Raw genomic sequence first — 19,495 nt, 5'->3', positions numbered from 1 at the left:
TGTGTTGTTTAGATAAAGGTTATCGTAATTACACTTCAATTCACTGTCCATTTTGATGAAAGTTTTGTGTAGGCAAACCGAGACTTAGGTTCGCTTAACCGTTTTCTTTTGCGCAAATCAAGATTGTTTTCCGTCTCAAACCTACCCCAACAGTACAGCCATCTCTGTTCTATGATTCGTGAAACTAACGACAACTCATCGAACAGGATGGTTTATGAACGAACTCATTGCTCTGGCACAGCCGGGCGTTTTGTCTGATCCAACAACCCATGCAGAATTTCTGACCTTTACGCTCAAAGACCAGTGGCTGAATGTTGAGGAAATCAACGAGGCACTTTCCCAACTGCCCGGTATCGAAAAGTCCATCCGGCAAAAAGATTCAAATGCCGGGCTTTCCGTAACAATGGGCTTTTCTGCAAACAGTTGGCCGATCCTGTTTCCTGATGTCGCCTTACCGAAAGAGCTGCATCCCTTCCCTGCCCTTGCCGATGGCGGGCGAACATTTCCCTCAACGCCTGGTGATATCTTCCTGATGATTAAATCAGAAAGGAAAGACCTAAACTTTCAGGTAGCCAAACACATGGCCGGTGCGCTCAAGCACATCGCGGATTTGTCCGAAGATATCCAAGGCTATAAGTATCTCGACAACCGCGACATGATCGATTTCGTTGATGGCACAGAAAACCCTGTCAGTGATGAACGCGCTGAATCGGTATTGGTGAGCGAGGGCTCTGACACAGAGCTTGGTGGCAGCTACCTGGTTGTTCAACGTTATGTTGACCGACAGGAAGATTGGGATGCGCTTGCAACCGAGCAGCAAGAGCGTGTGGTTGGGCGAACCAAAATGGATGATATCGAATTAAGCGATGAGGAGAAGCCTGCCTCGGCGCACAATGCAAAAAGCAAAGTGGAAATCGACGGCGAGGAGATCAAAATGTTTCGCCAGAACCGTCCTTACGGGAATGCCATTGAGCATGGCACCATGTTTGTCGGGTTCGCCGCCTCGGTCTCAACCATCGAAACCTCACTTAGCCAGATGATCCATGCCGATGAAAACGGCCACTACGATCACCTGCTGAATTTCGTTGAGGCTCAGACAGGCTGTAATTACTTTGTACCTTCACAGCGTTTTCTTGATGAAAGATTTGAAGGATAGAAGCGAGAGACAACAGATTAGAGACTTGAGGTTAGAGATTAGAGATTTGGAGACAAAAGAGAGAAGAGAGAAGAGAAGTAGAAACACAATGAAGGCGGTGAAAACCGCCTTCATTGTTATGCGCAGCCTTAGCTTTGGTAGGCTTCGCCGGCTGCGGCAACGAATGCCATCTCGACCAAGTACTCAGGGTCAGCCAGCTCTACTTTCACACACGCGCGGCTTGGTGCAGTACCCGGTTCAAACCAGGCATCCCACACTTCGTTCATCGCAGGGAGATTAGCGAAATCGGTGATGTAGATAGTGACTGACAGAATGCGTGTTTTGTCGCTGCCAATACCGGCAAGATTTTTCTCTGCCTGCGCCAGGACCTGTTCAGTCTGTCCCTTGATATCGGCGCTTAAGTCGCTCTCAGGCACTTCTACAAAGTGAGCGATACCATTGAATACGGTGGCATCTGACCAACGTTGCTCTGGATTAATTCGATGAATTTTCATTGGTTTACTACCTGACTTTCAAAAAAAGACATAGTAACAGAAACGCCCTTCAATGGTTACCCAAATGGCTCAGAACGACGGCAATGAATTTTACATGATTTGTTGCCATCCGACTATTTCATCTTGTTTATAAAACAACTGTCCCGAAAATTATTAATCGATATTTCAGAAAAATGTAATCGTATTTATTCACTATACATTTAACAACAAATAAACGAGCATAAAAATCTCTACACATACATTTAAACATAACAAGGGAAATAATAATGAATAAATTCCTGGCAATGCTGCCTTTTGTTATTGGTACAACAGCGATGTCTTTTACAGTAAATGCTGATGAATATGTATTAGATTCTGATGCTTCTTCAATTAACTTTGCCACCATTAAAAAAGCCTACACAGTAGAGCCCGCAAACCTTACCAACGTTGAAGGGAAACTCGATGACGATGGTGCGTTTTCTATTACATCTCCGCTTAGCTCAATTAGCACAGGTATTCCCATCCGTGACGAGCGCTTGAATGCCTTGTTTTTCAATGCCCAGTCATTCCCGACATTGAGTGTGGCTGGCACGTTTCCCATGGATGAGGTAGAAAAGTCAGGTCGTCAAATGCAGGTTTCCCTGCCAGTAAAAGTGACACTGCACGGAAAAACAGTAGACGTAAACTTTGATGTCAATGTATTAAAGCTGGGTGATACTTTGGTCGCTTATACTTATAAACCAACCATTATCAGCGGCTCTTCATTTGGTATTCCAACTGAAAACCTGAATAAACTGGCAGAAACCGTTGGTAGTATTCCACTGTCTGATACAGTTCCGGTTAATGTTAGTCTCGTATTTAATAAAAAATAAGACACGCCACTTAAATAAAAATGGCCGATTTGTCCGGCCATTTTTATTATATATACCCAAACGACCTGAAGATGCTCATATTCAGGTTGTTTGGGTATATTTCAGTTTATTCTGAAATAGTGATTAAGGCATCTGCCAAATAGTCGATTCTCGCTTCAGTCAAACCGGCAATGTTAATCCGGCTGTCTCCTACCGCGTAGATGCCGAATTCATCACGCAACTTCGCAACCTGCTCAACCGAAAGGCCAAGCACAGAGAACATCCCTTTGTGCGATTTGATGAAATCGTACCGGTTATCACCAGTGCGTGCAGATAACGCCGAGCTCAACCCTTCACGCAAAGAAACAATGCGGTTTCGCATGGTATTTAGCTCTTCACGCCATTGTGTGGTCAGTGCGTCATCCGTCAGGATGGTCTGTACGATCGCTGCGCCGTGATCAGGTGGCATGGTATAGGTAGCTCGCGCCAGCTGAAGAATGCGCCCTTTCGCGTTCATTGCTTCTTCTTTGTTTTTGCCGATAACAATCGCAGCACCGGTACGTTCACGGTAAAGACCAAAGCTTTTCGAGCAAGAAGTCGCAATTAGCATCTCTTCCACAGAGTCCGCAAGCAAACGCAGACCTGCTGCATCTTCCTCAATGCCCGAACCAAAACCCTGATAAGCAATGTCGACAAACGGGGTAAACCCATTTTTCTGTGCCAATTCATTGATGGCTTCCCAATGCTCATGGCGAATGTCCGCGCCTGTTGGGTTGTGGCAGCAGCCATGAAGCAGGACGACATCGTCCGGGCCTGCTTTAGAGAGCGCTGCCAGCATCGCTTCACCATCAACCTGTTTGGTGGTCATGTCAAAATACGGGTAATACTTCACCGTCAACCCTGCCGCCTCCATCACAGGCTTATGGTTCACATAGCTTGGATTGGTGATCCACACCGTAGTGATAGGCTTTGCGAGATACATAAGATCAGCCAGCATGCGCAAAGCACCGCTTGCGCCGGGCGTTTGTACCGCGGCACAGCGACTGTAGCCATCGGTACCTTTCAGCAGCAGATCAACCATTGACTGGTTAAACACTTCGCTGCCCGCAAGGCCGACATAGCTTTTGGTTGTCTGGGTTTCTGCAAGTTGCTGTTGTGCCGCTTTCACAGCCTGCATAATCGGAGTAATGCCTTGACTGTCTTTATATACACCAATGCCAAGATCCATTTTTTCGGTGCGTGGATCTTCACGGAATGCGATGGAGAGGGACAAGATAGGGTCTTGTTGCGCTGGAGTAAGCAGGTCTAACATTCAATAACTTCCATATTTGTAAACGGTGAAAGCTACATTACTAAATGCACAGTAAGGCGCAAGTAAAAAAGCGCATCCGATAGGTATCGTGATGCGCTTTTTTTTGTACCCAAACAACCTAAAGTAGCAGGATTCAGCGTGACTGACTGGCGATGTGATCGCGCCGTTACGGTTTAGGCTGCACGTAGCGGCGGCTGACATCCACTAAAGCAGTGTCTCTCAGATAACTACGCCCCAGCAGCACAGGATAAATAAGATGCTGGCGATCCCTTAGCGTAAACTCGGTTTCTTCCGTTACATCACCAATGGTAATCGGCATTTCAACCACATAACGGCGATCATAACCCTCAACACTCGACTGGATAATACGCACAATGCGTTTCACCGGACGTTCCATCACTTCGCTTTTTTTACCATCATGAGCCAGTCGGAAGCGCACCCACTTTTTACCATTGCGGTCGAACGGTTCGATATCTACTGCGCTGATGGAAGATGTGGTTGCGCCGGTATCAACACGCGCCTTGAGTACGATGTTTATACCATCTACCTTCACCCACTCTTTTTCACCCATCATCAGCTTGCCATCAACGGCGTGTTCATATGTTTGGGACGAGTCAGCTGCCAGCGCCATATGAAAAGGCAGGAAAGTCAGAAGAAAGAGAAAGGCAGCAATACGACGTTTCATTGCATAGTCCTTGTGGTTTACAAAAAGAGAAAAACGAAAACGCGCCGTAAGTGGATTTTCTCCCCTTATCCGGCGCGCTTTAACAACTATAGCGGAAAAGATCCTGCTGAATGTTAGCAGGAGGTCAGGCGATGCACTACCTGATTACTGCTCCCCCGCCAAGGCAGCGAAGGGTCTGCAAGAGATTGGTCGAATTTTCCATCCACCAGCACATCCACATACTCAACAACCTTGCGTTGGTTTTCGGTCAGTGTGTCCAGTGTGTACCCCGTCCAAAGCCAGATGTCTTTGCCATCACACTCTGCTCTCACCCGCTGAACCAATTGCAGAACTGCATCGAGGTTAGCGGGATGAAGCGGATCGCCACCACTCAGTGACAAACCACGGCGTTTGATTCGCGTGTCATTCAGATCGGCAATGATCCTGTCTTCCATGGTTTGATCAAATGGTTGCCCTGAACTTGGCGACCAGGTGCTCTGGTTATAGCACCCGCGGCACTGGTGCTCGCACCCTGAAACAAACAGGGTGCAGCGCGTACCTTCTCCATTCACCACATCGACGGAGTAATATTGATGGAAGTTCATTGCCTGCCTTACATGTGCTTAACGCGACGTTTCACTTCTTCCTGTTTACCGTCGTTGAATGGGCGCGCATCCGGGCTGCCCAGGTAGCCACACACGCGGCGGGTTACCGAAACTTTGGTACTGTCATGGTTGCCACAGCTTGGGCAGACAAAACCTTTGCTTGAACAATCAAACTCACCGGTGAAGCCACACTCGTAGCACTCGTCGATTGGCGTATTGGTGCCGTAGTAAGGTACGCGCTCATAGCTGTAATCCCACACGTTTTCCAACGCTTCAACGTTGTGTTGAATGTTCGGGTATTCGCCGTAACAAATGAAACCACCGTTAGCGATTGACGGGTATGGCATTTCGAAATCGATCTTGTCGTAAGGGTTGACCTTCTTCTCCACATCTAGGTGGAAGCTGTTGGTGTAGTAACCTTTGTCGGTCACGCCCTCAACAACGCCAAACTCTTTAGCGTCAATCTTACAGAAACGGCTGCACAGGTTTTCACTTGGTGTGCTGTAAAGGCTGAAACCATAGCCCGTCTCTTCTTTCCAGCGATCCGTAGCTGCTTTCAGGTGCTTAACGATCTCAATCGCTTTTTCGCGCAGGATTTCGGAGTCGTACACATGCTGGTCATTGCCAAACAGAGCATTAACGGTTTCATGTACACCGATATAACCCAGAGAAATGGACGCGCGGCCGTTTTTAAAGATTTCGCTGACATCGTCATCCGGATTCAGGCGCACACCACACGCACCTTCCATGTACAGGATTGGAGCAACGCGGGCTTTCACACCTTGCAGACGTGCAATGCGCGTATCAAGACCTTCACGGGCAATGCCCAACACATCGTCCAGCAGTTTGTAGAAGGTTTCTTCACAGCCGTTGGCACGCATAGCGATGCGCGGCAAGTTCAGGCTGATCACGCCAAGGTTGTTACGCCCTTCATGGATCAGCTCGCCGTTTTCTTCGTAAGGACCAAGGAAGCTTCGACAGCCCATTGGTGTTTTGAATGAACCGGTCACTTCAACCACACGGTCAAAGTTCAGGATGTCCGGGTACATGCGTTTAGATGCACATTCCAGCGCCAGCTTTTTGATGTCGTAGTTTGGCTCGCCGTCTTTCAGGTTCAGACCTGCTTTCAGGCTGAATACCAGTTTCGGGAATACCGCTGTTTTACGGTTTTTACCCAGACCGGCAATACGGTTGCGTAAAATAGACTGCTGGATAAGGCGCGCAGACCAGGATTGACCAAGGCCAAAGCCAAAGGTCACAAACGGCGTCTGGCCATTTGCGGTGTGGAGCGTGTTCACTTCATATTCCAGTGATTGGAATGCGTCGTAACACTCTTTTTCGGTACGTGCCATGGCGTAACCTTCCGCATCCGGAATGTTCCACTCTTTGGCAATCGCCAGATGTTTTTCGTAGCTGATTTCAACATACGGTGCCAGCGTTTCATCGATACGGTTGATCGTGGTGCCACCGTAAATGTGACTCGCCACCTGCGCGATGATCTGTGCTGTTACCGCCGTTGCCGTCTGGATAGATTTTGGCGTATCAATTTCCGCGTTACCCATTTTGAAGCCATGGGTAAGCATGTTTTCCAGATCCACCAACATGCAGTTGAACATCGGGAAGAACGGTGCGTAATCCAGATCGTGGTAGTGGATATCGCCCTGCTCGTGTGCACGTACAACCGCTTTTGGCAGCATGTATTGTGTTGCGTAGTGCTTAGCAACGATGCCCGCCAGCAAATCGCGCTGGGTTGGGATCACCTTGCTGTCTTTGTTCGCATTCTCGTTGAGGATATCTGAGTTGGTTTGCTCTACCAGACCGCGGATTTCGTTATTCAAGCGGCTTTGTTTTTCACGAATACTGTCGCGGTCGTGACGGTATTCGATATATGCACGTGCAACTGCCTTGTACGGCCCTGCCATCAGGTGATTTTCAACAGCATCCTGGATCTGGTGGATATCCACTTCATCGTGACGCATAAACTGCGACAACACGCCATCTGCTACTGCTGCTGCATAGGCTCGATCCATGTCTTCTACTGCTTGTGCCGCGCTCAGCACCGCTTGTTCGATGCGGTGGCATTCAAAAGGTACGCGGCATCCATCGCGTTTGATGACAACAGGTTTCACAAATAGCTCCTCAACGAACTTGGACCCTTTACTAGCAGGGAGAGAATGAAAAACGTAAGAAATTGCCGATAGCTAAATCGGGCAATGATTGCAGCGGTGAGACCCTCAATCTTTGTCCATTTTGTACAAAAATGATCAAGATCGTTTAAAGAATCAGCGATATTCCAGCGGCCTACATGCAAATGTGAACGAGGTCAAGGAATACCAAATATGGGGATAATCGGACGCACAACTACAATATGTGGTGCATTAGACCGCTGACGACGAATTGATACATTGATTTAGATCATGGCTCTGGGGGATGCGATTTTTATCTATTCGATTGTTGTGGTCGAACTTCAATAAATGAAAAAAGGCCAGCAAAATTTGCTACTAAGCACGCAAATTCATGATGTAGACAAATCTGGACGTTACCGTATGCACTACTATCCGAGGTGAGCCACCCTTTTTTACCATTACTACAATAAGTTACCTTTCTATTAATGATGTTGTCCTCCCCATTGCCATTTTCACGTTTGTCAGCGACAAGACTGCAAAGCCTTTTCAACCACACGTTGATCCTGCTTTTCGTCTTCTATTCTGCTTTGACGCATGCCTCGCTGACACTGGCGACCTGGAACATGGAATGGCTTTCTGAGAAAGGCGACATGATTCAAAGCAAGCGTGAAGATCAGGACTACCTGATGATGAACACCATCAACTCCGTTCTGGATGCAGATCTACTGGCGTTTCAGGAAGTCGACAGTATCGAAGCACTCTCCCGCGTGGTGAACCCCGATATCTATGACTACTACTTTTCTGATCGCGCCGAACGCTTGGGCTTTTCCCGCCGCAGCCAGCAATATACCGGTTGGGCAGTGAAGAAGAATCTAGACGTGATAGACAGGCAGGACTATCAACCCCTCGGCCTACCGACATTTCTTTCCGCTGGTGATCTTCGCTATGGTGCTTATATTGAAGTAGAACGCGACGGTTTACCGCCATTGCATCTGCTCTCCATTCACCTCAAGTCCGGCTGTTTTGAAACCCCCGTACGCCGCAATAACAGCTGCAAAAAGCTAGACCACCAAATAGAAGCGTTGATTATCTGGATCCAGACCCGCATCCGGCTCGGGCAGGAATTTGTGATTGCCGGTGACTTTAACCATTACCTCAATGACAGCAACGAATGGGTCTGGGACAAGCTCGAAAAAGAGATTGGACAAGGCAATTTGGTAAAACTGACCGAAAACACGCCAGCAAAATGTAAAGCGAGAAAATTTAACTATCGAACCAAACGCTGGGAACATGTTGTTTATAGCAAACTGATTGACCATATCATTGCCAGCAAAGGCGCACTGTCGTCAATGTCTATTCCGCAGGCCAAGCAATATCAGTTTTCTTATCATGCTGTTGCGACATACCGACTATCAGACCACTGCCCCATCATTGTTAATTTGTGACATTAAGCCACAAAAATCGAATAAACCCGCCAAAAAATCACTTTTTGTATCTGCATCCCTCTTGTCTTAACCCTCTGCTGACATTTCTGACAATACACAGCAGTAAACTGCCGCAAAACGATGATGACGGATCACAACCATGCGCAAGTTCAATTTGGCATTTATTGCTGCTGCCCTTCTCTCCTCTTTCAACGCGACTGCCTCTCCAGAGCTGAACACATCAGCTGTGCTTAATGTAGGTTATTTCCAGAAAGTGCAGGAAATGACTATTTATGGTGATATCAAGCAAGATATCGTCGCTTTAGCAACAAAAGAGGTGTCTGACTCAAACGCGGATTTGTTTATCATCGATGACATCAATGAGGATATTGAGCACAACACAGTGATCCTGCTGGTTTCTCTTTACGATGATCTCAGCGATGGTCTCGTGAATCGCTAACCGCCCTCCTTCGTGGCGCGGATATCTGATAGAATCATCCGCTTGTGAAGGACAACAGAAACACATCATGATTACTGGCACTTTGAGCAAAATGAAAAGCACACTCAACGACGGTGTGCTTTATACCCTGCCTGTTGGTGAGAACGGCATTGATCTTAACGCCCTCATTGGCAAGCCCCTCAAACTTACCTACACAGGCAACATCTATTGTGATGCCTGCGGCACCAAAACCAACAAAAGCTTCAGCCAAGGCCATTGCTTCCCTTGCACCAAAAGGTTGGCCCGCTGTGACATGTGCATTCTTAAGCCGGAAACCTGTCACTTTGCAGAAGGCACCTGCCGCGAGCCCGAGTGGGCTGAGCAGTTTTGTATGACTGACCACGTGGTGTATCTGTCAAACACCTCAGGATTAAAAGTCGGCATCACCCGTGCGAACCAAATCCCTACCCGCTGGGTAGATCAAGGTGCAACACAGGCGTTGCCTATCCTGAAGGTGAAAAGCCGCTTCCTGTCAGGGTTGGTTGAAATCGCTATCGCCGAGTTTCTGGCAGATAAAACCAACTGGCGCGCCATGCTGAAAGGCGACAATGTAGAAATAGATTTGAAGGAAGAAGCACGCAAGCTGTTGCCGCAAATCGACGCGCGGGTTTACAGCCTCAGGCTGCAATACGGTTTTGATGCTGTTGAACCAGTTCAACATGACATTGTGAATATTCGTTACCCTGTCACTGAATATCCGACCAAGATTGCGTCGCTTAACTTTGACAAAGACCCAGTCGTTACCGGAGTATTACAGGGTATCAAAGGCCAATACCTAATCTTCGATACCGGTGTAATTAACATCCGCAAATTCACCAGTTACGAAGTCACGGCTGAATATTGATTTTCCGTTTCCCGTAAAAGCAAAAAGCCACTGTCCGTCAGTGGCTTTTTAGTTTCACTTCTTTTCGTAGCCCGCCCCAGCCATGAACATTGTCCTTGGCTTCGATAAACACTACCTCTACCCCATCGGGAATAACCACACCGGAAAGGCTGCGGGTAAAAGGCTGTTCATTGACATGGGGATGCAGCAACACCCGAGTCCCCAACACATCACCCTCTGCTGAAACAACCCGCCATGCGTCGGCATAATGATCCCAGCCTTCATCAGCATGTTGAACCGTAGCAGAGAATTGCCACGTATCGCCGGTGGGTGTAGCGGTTGCATCAACGACATCCGCTTTTCCGGCCAGCGCCATACCACTGGCCAAACAAAGAACTGCTGCGAATATCCCTTTCATGCTTACTCCTTGTGTTATATTTCGGGGCTAGCGTTTTATCGCGATACCGGTGGCCTGCGCCACAGCTTCCAGGTTTTCCTGGCTACCAAGTGAAATACTCCAGTTTACCGAACCACCGCTGGCCACCAAGATACACGGTAAGCCCAACAGGCTGATGTCATCCGTCTGGGCCTGCAAGGTGATTTGGTTTTCCTGCAGTTTCACCATCACTTCATGCGCCGTGGCAATCACACGCCCACCGGGAATTGTAATCACCATTATTGCTTTCCTTTATGCTGCAACACCGCCATGGTCAAACGGCTTGTACACACCAGTCGCCCGCGCTCGTCAGTGATTTCAATTTGCCAAACCTGTGTCGTTGCACCAAGGTGGATAGGCGTTGCCTTTCCGGTCACGCTTCCCGAACGCATGGCACGAATATGGTTGGCATTGATATCAAGACCGACACAATAGCGGTTTTCTTCCACACACATATTGGCAGCAAGTGAACCCAAGGTTTCAGCCAGTACCACAGATGCCCCGCCGTGTAGCATACCCAGCGGTTGATGGGTTCTTGCATCAACAGGCATGGTGCCACTCAGGCTGTTGTCATCAAACTCGGTGTATACGATGCCCAGATGTTCAACCAAGGTATTTTTTGAGGTCGCATTTAACCCATCAAGCGAAATTGGTTTCTTCCAGATAGCCAAGACGACTCCTTATAGCTTTTCGTTTTCGTTGGTACTCATCGTCACGCTGCTGTGCCATCTTTAATTTGGTGACATTCGCTGGTAGGTGACGGTCTTAGACTTAAATCCATGAACAGGTTACCTTAAAATAACGACAGGACAATCACCGGGCTCAAGGGACACAGAAATGAAGCTCAAATCACTCAAAATTTATACCGGTGCAGCGCTGTTGGGCGTTCTTATGGGTTGTACCACTTCACCGACTGGGAGAAGCCAGTTTATATTGGTTTCCGGTTCAGAAATGGCCTCCTTGGGTGCGCAGTCTTTTTCCCAGCTCAAAGAGAAAGAGAAAATCAGCACTGACAAAAAGACCATTAAGTACGTTCAATGTGTGACGGATGCGATACTGGCTGTCACCCCACCACAGGCGGATTTCAAAAAATGGGAAGTGGTGGTTTTCGACAGTGACCAGGTGAATGCCTTCGCCTTGCCGGGAGGAAAAATCGGGGTCTACACAGGCTTGTTGAAAGTCGCGAAAACCCCCGACCAATTGGCTTCTGTCATTGGACATGAAGTAGGACACGTCATGGCAAACCACGGTGGTGAACGGGTTTCGAGCAGTCTTGCTGCAAACAGTGCGCTGCAAATCACCAACATCGCCCTCGGTGCATCCGGTACAGCCAATGCTGATCTGATTATGGCTGGTTTAGGCGTAGGGCTGAATGTCGGCGTTTTGTTGCCGTTTAGCCGAACTCACGAATCAGAATCTGATCTGATTGGCGTGCGTTTAATGAACGAAGCAGGCTTTGATCCAAACCAGAGCGTTGCTCTGTGGCGGAATATGGCAAAAGCCTCAGATGGCGCACCACCTGAGATTCTTTCCACTCACCCTTCACATGACACCCGAATCGCAGATTTGCAGGCAGCCATCAACGCCCTTCCAAAATCAAACCGCAAAGCGCCAAACTGCGGAAAACTGAATATCTAAGCGCTTCACATCTTCACTACACTGGCAGCGACTACATACGCGCTGTCAGTGTTCTGCAGCCATTTCAATCCACTTCATAAACCTCCCTTCAAAGGAAATATCGAGTTATTCCCCCTCATGCCCCGGCACAAGCGGCCAGAGTAAAAGTCACCATGCCCAGATATTCAGACCAATATAATGGAAGCCATAAAAATAATGCGTCTAAATTTCATTCAAGATCAATCACTCCAGAAAAGGAAGTTAATTAGTAGCTTGTTTACAATGTGACTAGAATCAAAATATTTAAAAAACTTAAAATAAAACCGCATATTCAAATACACATTTTATAAAACCAAGTTTCATATTTATTCCTGTGACAAATATCATGACAAGTGAATTTTATATACAACTAATTAATTATCAACCAAAGAAACAACAATGATTATGTGTTCAGTTGATGAATCCACTGAATCACATTAGAGACACCCCCTCCCACTGCAGCCAACTAGATAAAAATTAAAATGACTTGTATCTTGTGTCCGGACTTGGATGAAAGTTGAAATGGGGGTTTTCCTTTGTTACCCAAAGCACTGCGCCCAAGTTTTGATTCCCTAATCAATTTCAAAATGGAGTTTTCCTATTATGCTTTCAAATATTGTTAAAGCATTCATCCGCGATGAGCGCGGTGTTACCGCTATTGAATATGCAATTATTGGCGTTGCTATTTCAGCAATTCTGATGGCGGTATTCGCGAACAACGGCACGTTAGGCGGTGCACTGGATGGTGCGATGGACTTTATCTCCCAACAAATCACTGATGCACAAACAGGTCCAGGTGCTTAATTGATTTAACTAGCTTTCTCTTCGCGCAGGCATGCTCGTTACAGAACTGCTACTTGCAGTCAGCTCAGGTGTCGTAGTCATTACTGATGTAAGAAACAGAAAAATAAGCAACAAGATTTGTATTTTGATTTTGCTTTGTTGTCTGTTAATTAGCCTTGAGAATGAAAGCATTAAACTTCAATTCATTCAGGCAGTATTGGTAGTTGTATTTGGGCTGGCTCTTTTTTCTCTCGGAGTCGTAGGTGCGGGAGATGTGAAGCTTCTTAGTTGTTATTCGTTGATAATCTCTCCAAAGTATTGGTTATTAACATTGATGCTTATTGGCTTCATAGGTGGTATTTGTGCGATTACGATTCTAGTGAAAAACTTGTTATTTAGTCGCCAAGAGAATTTCGGGGTGCCTTATGGTATTCCTATCGTTATATCGAGTCTGTTTTTTATACACCTGACGATAGTCAGCTAGACCGATAGTTGGCGTAAACCCCTATATAAAATGAAGTCAAATGAGCCAGCGATTATTTTTTTTCATAGCATTATTGACGATCTTGATTGGCCTGTTTGGACTAACTGGTGTTATCCGATTTAACCAAACAACCGCAGAAGAAGCCCCTCTCCCCACTTTTCAGGTCGTTCAACTTCAAAAAGCATTAGAAAAAGGTGAGTCTCTTGAGCGGGAAAATATCCAATATGTTCGCTTAAGTGAATCCGAGGCGATGCAGAATGGGATAGCACAAGACACATTGCTCGATATTATCCCTGGCATGATCGCCCTGAAAGGTCTCAATGAAGGCGCGTACATTTTTCAGCGTGACTTTATTACCCCAGGCGAGAAAGGCTATATCGAAGCTGCGATTAAGCCAGGTATGACACCTTATTCATTCCGACTGAAAGGCCGGGATTTCTTGGGCTCTGGTATTGCCGTTGGGGATTACATCGACGTCCTTGTTCTGACGTCTGATGAGCAAAATATCGGCGAAACAGGCAGAAGTGGTTCTATTCAGTCTTTTCGCACCTTGTCTGTCTCTCCCTTGCTGTACAACGTAAAGATCCTGGCTATTGAAGGCGAAGAAAACAGTGCCGATGCCAGCCTCCCCATCACCATCGAATTGAGACGCGACCAAATCGGCAAGATGGTGATTGCAAAGCGTATTGGCATTATCGAAGTGGTGAAGTCACTCACCCAAAATTCCTCCACTGCAGGATTGGAAGCGGATACCCATGATGTCCTTCCAAACTTCAAATCCATCACAGAAATACGTGGCCAAACTAAGGCATACAACTAGAGAGCTCAGGATGATTACTCATTGTTTTCGCTTCGTCGGTATTATTCTGCTGCTAAGCGCACTACCCAACGCTGTTTTTGCTGCACCCATTTTAAACCTTGGCACAGGTGATAGTCGCTCAATGCACTTTTCATCGACCATAGGCACAGTGTTCGTCGCTGATCCTGAAATCGCAGACTATCAAATCATTGATAACAATAGGATTGTTATCTTTGGTAGAAATATTGGCACAACCACATTCATCGTTTTCAGCCAAAACAGTGAAACCCTCGCAGAAAGGAAGGTCGTGGTGAACAAAAGCCTGATCAGCATTGAACAAATCCTCTCATCCCAATACCCCAATGCCGATGTATCGGTATTAAACCTTGGTGATCGCGTTGTTTTGGCGGGTACTGTTCCCACACAAAAGGAAAAGGACGAGATCTATGCCATCGCCGGGGAACTGCTCAGCAAAGAACAAGAAGAAAAGGACACCACACTGGTTTCTTTGAACACTGACACACCGGACAAAAACATCGCCTTTTTGCGGCACAAAACCTATGAAGGATTGGTGAACAACCTTGAAGTCACGGTGACCAAGCAAGTCAATGTAAAGCTGACAATTGCCGAAGTTAACAGCTCTTTGGTGAATGAACTGGGTATTCAATGGGGAACCGTACTAGAAAATACGTTCAACAACGGTCAGTTCTTCCGCGCCATTACAGGCTTCAACGGCAGTGCAACCAACGTGGCGACCTATCTATCCGCCATCAATGACGACCGTATTGGTCAGGTGCTTTCCGAACCTAACCTTTCCGTTATTTCTGGGGAAACCGCCAGTTTTCTGGTCGGTGGTGAAGTACCCGTTTCTTACCTGACGCAAGACGGCTACGTGATTGAATACAAGACATTTGGTATTGGTCTTGAACTGGCGGCAAAAGTACAACGGGATGACAAAATCATCCTCACGTTATTCCCTTCGGTCAGCTCCGTTGACGAACAGTTTGGCGACACAGCACTCGATATCCCTGCCTTTCGTGTTCGCCGTGCACAAACCACCATCGAATTGGGTGATGGAGAAAGCTTTGTTCTCGCAGGCCTGTTGAGTACGGAAGATCAGGAGTCTCTGGCCAAGATCCCGTTTATTGCTGATGTCCCTATTTTGGGCGCGCTGTTCCGCCACTCCTCCACCATACGCAGGAAAACTGAGTTGGTGATTGTCGCGACTGTTTCGTTAGTTGCGCCTATTTCATCTGCCAATGTCTCAATACCTACCATCCAGCGTACCAGCACATTGTCGCGATTCTTCGGTGTTGATTTAGATGACAAATCTGACATTGCTCAATGGCAAACCGACATCTTGTCTACCGGAGGGTTCAAGAAATGAACATGAAGAAACCTCACCGCCTCATCACATTCTTCGCATTGTCTTTGCTGCTCCTCGGCTGCGAAAACGCCAGTCACAGTACCGCTGTAAGTGGCGGCGACTTAACTGTCATCCCCGTCACCTACACCTATACCGTGACACTCAAAGACGGCAAAACAGAAAAAGCGAAGAAAGAGCTTTTCAACTATCTGCAAAACAACAAAAAAACCTTACTTGTTTATGGGGCGAATATTACCTGGACTAACAAGCAGACTAAGGCACTTGCAGACAGTGCGTCCAAATGGTTGATAAGTTCGGGCACCCCTATTGAGCTGGTGAAGGTCGTCCAGTCTCCAGACACAAAACAACCCGGCGCCATTTCGCTCTCCACCAAGCTGTACCAAGTACAGACTCACCTATGCAAATTCCGGTCAATCAGTAATTACCACTCGGGTGATGATGGCTGCTATTCCGACAATTTGCGGTGGCAAGCCATGCTGCATCCCGACAGAAAACTCGCTGGATACTCAAATATCACTGCCGACAATACCCAAGATCAATGAGAGCAACGCAATGATTTTTGACGAACTATTAAAAAAAGATGTCAGTAAAGAAGCCGAAACGCTGGGCAGCAACACCGGGATAAAAACCGTTCAATTCTACCGTACAGACGTAACCCGGACGCTGATCGAAGAAACATTTACCTTCATCGGTGAAACGCTGCCAGCGGCAGAGAAATACGTTTTCAAAGAGGTTCCAAGCTCGATAGAAACGCTCAAGGCGCAAGTGGCATTTATTGACCTTATTGATGCAGACAACATTCTCAATGAATGCCGTCAATTGTCTGAACGCCTGCCCGCGTCGCTGTCGGTGATTATTCTTGGCAGCGTTGACTCAATTTCCGTCGTTCGCGAGCTGAAAGCCTTTGGTTTCTATTACCTCTTATGGCCGGTGACCAAAATTGAACTGGGCGAATTCATCGAAGGCGTATTGGAACAAATTGAAAGCGCGAACTTCAAAAACCGCCGTCTTGCGAAACGCATTGGCGTTGTAGGAACGCGCGGAGGTATCGGCGCGACGATGATCGCCGCAGAGCTTGGCTGGCTTTTGTCCCACGAAAAGCGGGCATCCTGCATTGTTGTCGACAACAACTACCTTTCCAGCAACCTTGATATCTTTTTGGGTGTAAAAAACCGGGAAAAGAGGCGCCTTAACGCAACGGAAATCACAGGTAACATGGATGACTCCGCCGCCAGGTCATTACTGACGCGCGTAAGCCCGCGGCTTGATTACTTGTCCCTGGGTTTAAACAATGAAAGCTCGTCAGACTTTCATGAAACCAACGATGTCATCGTCTCTGTGCTCAAGCGCGACACAAACTTTATCGTTGATGACCTTTCTGCGTCGGTAAGCTTTGATATCAAAGCCAAAATGCTGGTGAAACAACTCGATCTCGCCGTGATTGTCATGGAGCCGACTATCGCCTGCCTCCGGGAAACCTCTGCCCTTTTGCAAAGCATTAAAAAACACATAGAAGAAAGCGAGCAACGCAAAACGCTGCGTATTTTATTGGTACTCAACAAACATCGCGCTTCCCGTTTTCAGAGTGTCACCGAAGCCGAAATTACTAAATACCTCAGCACCAATATTGATGTGGTACTTCCCTATGAAATATCCGCAGAGGAAGTGCTGGTCAGCGGCAATAAATTAAGCAGTGGGAAAACCAAACTCGGTAGCCAACTTCGCAGCCTGTGCTCCCTTATCGTGGGTGAACAAACCTCTTCACCACGTGCGAAATCCCTATTGTCTCTGTTTTCCAAAAATGGAGCCTAACCGATGCACCCTTCTCGCCAGCTTTACCTTTCTTTTCGCACACGTATCTTTGATGCATTGGATGCGGAAGCCGTCACCACGCTGACCAAAGAAGAGCTTAAACACCAGCTTTCTCAGGCCATCAGTGTCCTTGCAGAACAAGACAAGGCTGCGGTTTCAGTGGCATTGCGCAATGAATTCACCACCATGCTCTATGACGAGCTGCGCGGGCTGGGGCCTATACAAGGCCTGATGGAAGATGACGGCATCTCTGACATCATGGTCAATGGCCCCAACAACGTGTTTATTGAACGCCACGGTTTGGTAGAAAAATCCCCGGTCACCTTCATGGATGAAATCCAACTGACCAACGTGGCTAAGCGCATTGCTGCGCGGGTTGGCCGCCGAGTCGATGATTCTATTCCCCTGTGTGATGCGCGACTGGAAGATGGAAGCCGTGTCAACATCGTGTTGCCGCCTATCGCCATCGACGGTGCGTCGATTTCCATTCGTAAATTCAAAAAACAAAGCATCAGTTTTGGCGATTTGATTGAGTTTGGCGCGGTGAGCCCTGAAGTCGCAAAGCTGATGATTATCGCATCACGTTGCCGTCTCAACATTGTCATTTCCGGGGGTACGGGCTCAGGGAAAACCACCATGATGAATGCCCTCTCCCAGTACATTTCTGAGTCTGAGCGTGTGGTGACCATCGAAGATGCCGCCGAGTTGCGACTGCAACAACCACACGTAGTGCGACTGGAAACCCGCACTGCTGGTATAGAAGGAACCGGCGAAATTAACCAGCGCCAATTAGTGATTAATGCGCTGCGTATGCGCCCTGATCGCATCATTATCGGTGAGTGCCGTGGCCCTGAAACGTTCGAAATGCTGCAAGCGATGAACACGGGGCACGACGGCTCAATGACCACCTTGCACGCCAACACCGCCAGAGATGCCATTTCCCGTATCGAAAGCATGGTAATGATGGCGACATCCTCACTGCCCCTCGAAGCCATTCGACGCACCGTTGTCAGCGCGGTGGATCTTATTATTCAAATCAGCCGTCTTCACGATGGTAGCCGTAAAGTTATGAGCATTTCTGAAGTCGTCGGTATGGAAGGTGATGGTGTGGTGATGGAAGAGATTTTCCGATTTGAGCACCAGGGCTTCTCTCAAAAAGGCCGGATTTTGGGGCAATTTATCACCTCCGGACTGATGGAGCGTTCAGCGCTCTATGAGAAAGCGCGTTACTTTGGCCTGGAAAAAGAGCTGAAAAGCATCTTTGGCGGGTTAGCGTCATGATTGAAAACATCTTTTTCATCCTTCTGATTGGTGTTGGTCTCTACATGATCAAGAGACAGGCAACGCTCAATGAAAGACGTGAAAGCTTATTGCGGGAAAATAACACCTTACCTGAGTCAAAAATGATCGAGAACCGGGCGGTCGATATGGAAGCCCTCTCAAAGATTTCGCTCTATCAACGTATCTCCCGGACACTGCGGAACTTGTATATCGATCTTGGCGACTACGCGGTTGTCAAAATACTGGCCTTCTATTTTGTCGCGTCTTTGATTGGTGATTTTGCTTTTGTCACTGTCTTGGGGTTTTCCACCCAGACTACTCTCTTGCTGACATTTCCAATCGCGACCGTTTTAGGCATTCGCTTTATTGAATATCGAACCCAAAAAGCGTTTGAGGATCAATTCCCAGACGCGCTCAACATGATTGCCAGTTCCGTATCTGCCGGCGAGAGTTTGCTTCATGCCATTCAGTATGTCGGACGGACACTCGACAGTATTGTAGGCAGGGAATTCAAAATCATGGGAGAGCGGTTAAACCTGGGCGAAAGCACGGAAGCGGTATTCGCGCGCGCCTGTCAGCGTTTTCCTACTCCCACGTTTCAGTTTTTCGTTATCGCAATGCGGGTAAATGTAAACCGTGGCGGGCAACTTCGCCGGGTCATCAACAATTTGAACCGGGTTCTGTTTGACGCAAAAAGCGTTGAAATGAAAAAGCGCGCACTCACCGCTGAAGCGCGCCTTTCCTCCTACATCATTTGTGCCATTCCATTTTTCTTTCTCTTTGTGGTGCTGCGCTTTATCGCGCCAGAGAACTACGACTTTGTCATGCACGACCCTGACGGGCGCTTTTTGCTCTACTACGTGTTGATCAGTGAAGCGATTGGTATTGGCATCGTGACCCTATTGATGAAGAGTGTGAAATAGC

Annotated in this window: 22 protein-coding genes; 14 read left to right on the top strand and 8 right to left on the bottom strand. The window is 47.5% G+C overall.

Going from position 1 to position 19,495, the window contains the following annotated elements; genetic code table 11:
- Positions 1 to 214 precede the first annotated feature (214 nt).
- The gene (locus tag KU854_RS01160; protein ID WP_218356661.1) at positions 215 to 1,156 is read left to right on the top strand and encodes a Dyp-type peroxidase; all 942 of its coding nucleotides are present in this window, start codon (positions 215 to 217) and stop codon (positions 1,154 to 1,156) included.
- A gap of 128 nt (positions 1,157 to 1,284) precedes the next feature.
- Here KU854_RS01160 and KU854_RS01155 read toward each other — a convergent pair whose 3' ends face one another.
- Positions 1,285 to 1,650: a RidA family protein gene (locus KU854_RS01155; protein WP_218356660.1), complete on the bottom strand. Its 366-nt coding sequence runs from the start codon at positions 1,648 to 1,650 to the stop codon at positions 1,285 to 1,287.
- A 266-nt stretch (positions 1,651 to 1,916) separates the two neighbouring features.
- Here KU854_RS01155 and KU854_RS01150 point away from each other — a divergent pair, with 266 nt between their 5' ends.
- Entirely contained in the window at positions 1,917 to 2,501 is a 585-nt protein-coding gene (locus KU854_RS01150; RefSeq protein ID WP_218356659.1) for a YceI family protein, read from the top strand.
- A gap of 106 nt (positions 2,502 to 2,607) precedes the next feature.
- Here the strand turns inward: KU854_RS01150 and KU854_RS01145 are convergent, their stop codons facing one another.
- The 4 genes from KU854_RS01145 to nrdD all read right to left on the bottom strand — a co-directional run bounded on the left by KU854_RS01145 (position 2,608) and on the right by nrdD (position 7,190).
- Positions 2,608 to 3,792 (bottom strand): amino acid aminotransferase, encoded by a 1,185-nt coding sequence (locus KU854_RS01145; RefSeq protein WP_218356658.1) that lies wholly within the window; start codon positions 3,790 to 3,792, stop codon positions 2,608 to 2,610.
- Positions 3,793 to 3,958: 166 nt separating this feature from the next.
- Entirely contained in the window at positions 3,959 to 4,477 is a 519-nt protein-coding gene (locus KU854_RS01140; RefSeq protein ID WP_218356657.1) for an ATP-dependent zinc protease family protein, read from the bottom strand.
- Between the two features lie 113 nt (positions 4,478 to 4,590).
- Complete coding sequence (gene nrdG, locus KU854_RS01135; protein ID WP_218356656.1) at positions 4,591 to 5,061, bottom strand: anaerobic ribonucleoside-triphosphate reductase-activating protein; 471 nt, start codon at positions 5,059 to 5,061, stop codon at positions 4,591 to 4,593.
- Positions 5,062 to 5,069: 8 nt separating this feature from the next.
- Positions 5,070 to 7,190: an anaerobic ribonucleoside-triphosphate reductase gene (gene nrdD / locus KU854_RS01130; RefSeq protein WP_218356655.1), complete on the bottom strand. Its 2,121-nt coding sequence runs from the start codon at positions 7,188 to 7,190 to the stop codon at positions 5,070 to 5,072.
- 482 nt (positions 7,191 to 7,672) lie between these two features.
- Here nrdD and KU854_RS01125 point away from each other — a divergent pair, with 482 nt between their 5' ends.
- From KU854_RS01125 to KU854_RS01115, 3 genes are all read left to right on the top strand, one after another.
- A complete protein-coding gene (locus tag KU854_RS01125) occupies positions 7,673 to 8,632 on the top strand; it encodes an endonuclease/exonuclease/phosphatase family protein (RefSeq protein ID WP_255555318.1) in 960 nt (319 codons plus the stop codon).
- Between the two features lie 139 nt (positions 8,633 to 8,771).
- On the top strand, positions 8,772 to 9,071 hold the full coding sequence (locus tag KU854_RS01120) for a hypothetical protein (protein WP_054779745.1): 300 nt from the start codon (positions 8,772 to 8,774) through the stop codon (positions 9,069 to 9,071).
- Between the two features lie 67 nt (positions 9,072 to 9,138).
- Positions 9,139 to 9,954 (top strand): DUF2797 domain-containing protein, encoded by an 816-nt coding sequence (locus KU854_RS01115; protein ID WP_218356654.1) that lies wholly within the window; start codon positions 9,139 to 9,141, stop codon positions 9,952 to 9,954.
- Between the two features lie 37 nt (positions 9,955 to 9,991).
- On the opposite strand, the gene KU854_RS01110 is transcribed toward KU854_RS01115, so the two are convergent.
- Genes KU854_RS01110 through KU854_RS01100 form a run of 3 tightly spaced genes read right to left on the bottom strand, consistent with a single transcriptional unit; the run spans position 9,992 to position 11,040 of the window.
- The gene (locus tag KU854_RS01110) at positions 9,992 to 10,351 is read right to left on the bottom strand and encodes a hypothetical protein (protein ID WP_218356653.1); all 360 of its coding nucleotides are present in this window, start codon (positions 10,349 to 10,351) and stop codon (positions 9,992 to 9,994) included.
- A gap of 27 nt (positions 10,352 to 10,378) precedes the next feature.
- Positions 10,379 to 10,609 (bottom strand): DUF3389 family protein, encoded by a 231-nt coding sequence (locus tag KU854_RS01105; protein WP_218356652.1) that lies wholly within the window; start codon positions 10,607 to 10,609, stop codon positions 10,379 to 10,381.
- Entirely contained in the window at positions 10,609 to 11,040 is a 432-nt protein-coding gene (locus KU854_RS01100; protein WP_218356651.1) for a hotdog fold thioesterase, read from the bottom strand. Before KU854_RS01100 ends, KU854_RS01105 begins: the two co-directional genes overlap by 1 nt.
- Positions 11,041 to 11,206: 166 nt before the next feature.
- On the opposite strand from KU854_RS01100, the gene KU854_RS01095 reads away from it, so the two are divergent.
- The 9 genes from KU854_RS01095 to KU854_RS01055 all read left to right on the top strand — a co-directional run bounded on the left by KU854_RS01095 (position 11,207) and on the right by KU854_RS01055 (position 19,494).
- Entirely contained in the window at positions 11,207 to 12,007 is an 801-nt protein-coding gene (locus KU854_RS01095; protein WP_218356650.1) for a M48 family metallopeptidase, read from the top strand.
- Between the two features lie 621 nt (positions 12,008 to 12,628).
- Entirely contained in the window at positions 12,629 to 12,829 is a 201-nt protein-coding gene (locus KU854_RS01090) for a Flp family type IVb pilin (RefSeq protein WP_218356649.1), read from the top strand.
- 31 nt (positions 12,830 to 12,860) lie between these two features.
- Positions 12,861 to 13,292, top strand: coding sequence for an A24 family peptidase (locus tag KU854_RS25100; protein ID WP_218356648.1), 432 nt, complete (start codon positions 12,861 to 12,863; stop codon positions 13,290 to 13,292).
- A 40-nt stretch (positions 13,293 to 13,332) separates the two neighbouring features.
- The gene (gene cpaB / locus KU854_RS01080) at positions 13,333 to 14,112 is read left to right on the top strand and encodes a Flp pilus assembly protein CpaB (RefSeq protein ID WP_218356647.1); all 780 of its coding nucleotides are present in this window, start codon (positions 13,333 to 13,335) and stop codon (positions 14,110 to 14,112) included.
- A gap of 10 nt (positions 14,113 to 14,122) precedes the next feature.
- Complete coding sequence (locus tag KU854_RS01075; RefSeq protein WP_218356646.1) at positions 14,123 to 15,478, top strand: type II and III secretion system protein family protein; 1,356 nt, start codon at positions 14,123 to 14,125, stop codon at positions 15,476 to 15,478.
- Entirely contained in the window at positions 15,475 to 16,020 is a 546-nt protein-coding gene (locus tag KU854_RS01070) for a hypothetical protein (RefSeq protein ID WP_218356645.1), read from the top strand. Before KU854_RS01075 ends, KU854_RS01070 begins: the two co-directional genes overlap by 4 nt.
- A 10-nt stretch (positions 16,021 to 16,030) precedes the next feature.
- Entirely contained in the window at positions 16,031 to 17,290 is a 1,260-nt protein-coding gene (locus tag KU854_RS01065) for a CpaE/TadZ family protein (RefSeq protein WP_218356644.1), read from the top strand.
- A 3-nt stretch (positions 17,291 to 17,293) separates the two neighbouring features.
- Complete coding sequence (locus KU854_RS01060; protein WP_218356643.1) at positions 17,294 to 18,571, top strand: CpaF family protein; 1,278 nt, start codon at positions 17,294 to 17,296, stop codon at positions 18,569 to 18,571.
- Complete coding sequence (locus KU854_RS01055) at positions 18,568 to 19,494, top strand: type II secretion system F family protein (protein ID WP_218356642.1); 927 nt, start codon at positions 18,568 to 18,570, stop codon at positions 19,492 to 19,494. The genes KU854_RS01060 and KU854_RS01055 overlap by 4 nt, the downstream gene beginning before the upstream one ends.
- Position 19,495: the final 1 nt, after the last annotated feature.

It is taken from the genome of Enterovibrio paralichthyis (assembly GCF_019209835.1).
Classification (GTDB): Bacteria; Pseudomonadota; Gammaproteobacteria; order Enterobacterales; family Vibrionaceae; genus Enterovibrio; species Enterovibrio paralichthyis.
The sequence above is the reverse complement of the archived record's forward strand: the minus strand, read 5'-3'. Positions and strand labels throughout refer to the sequence as shown.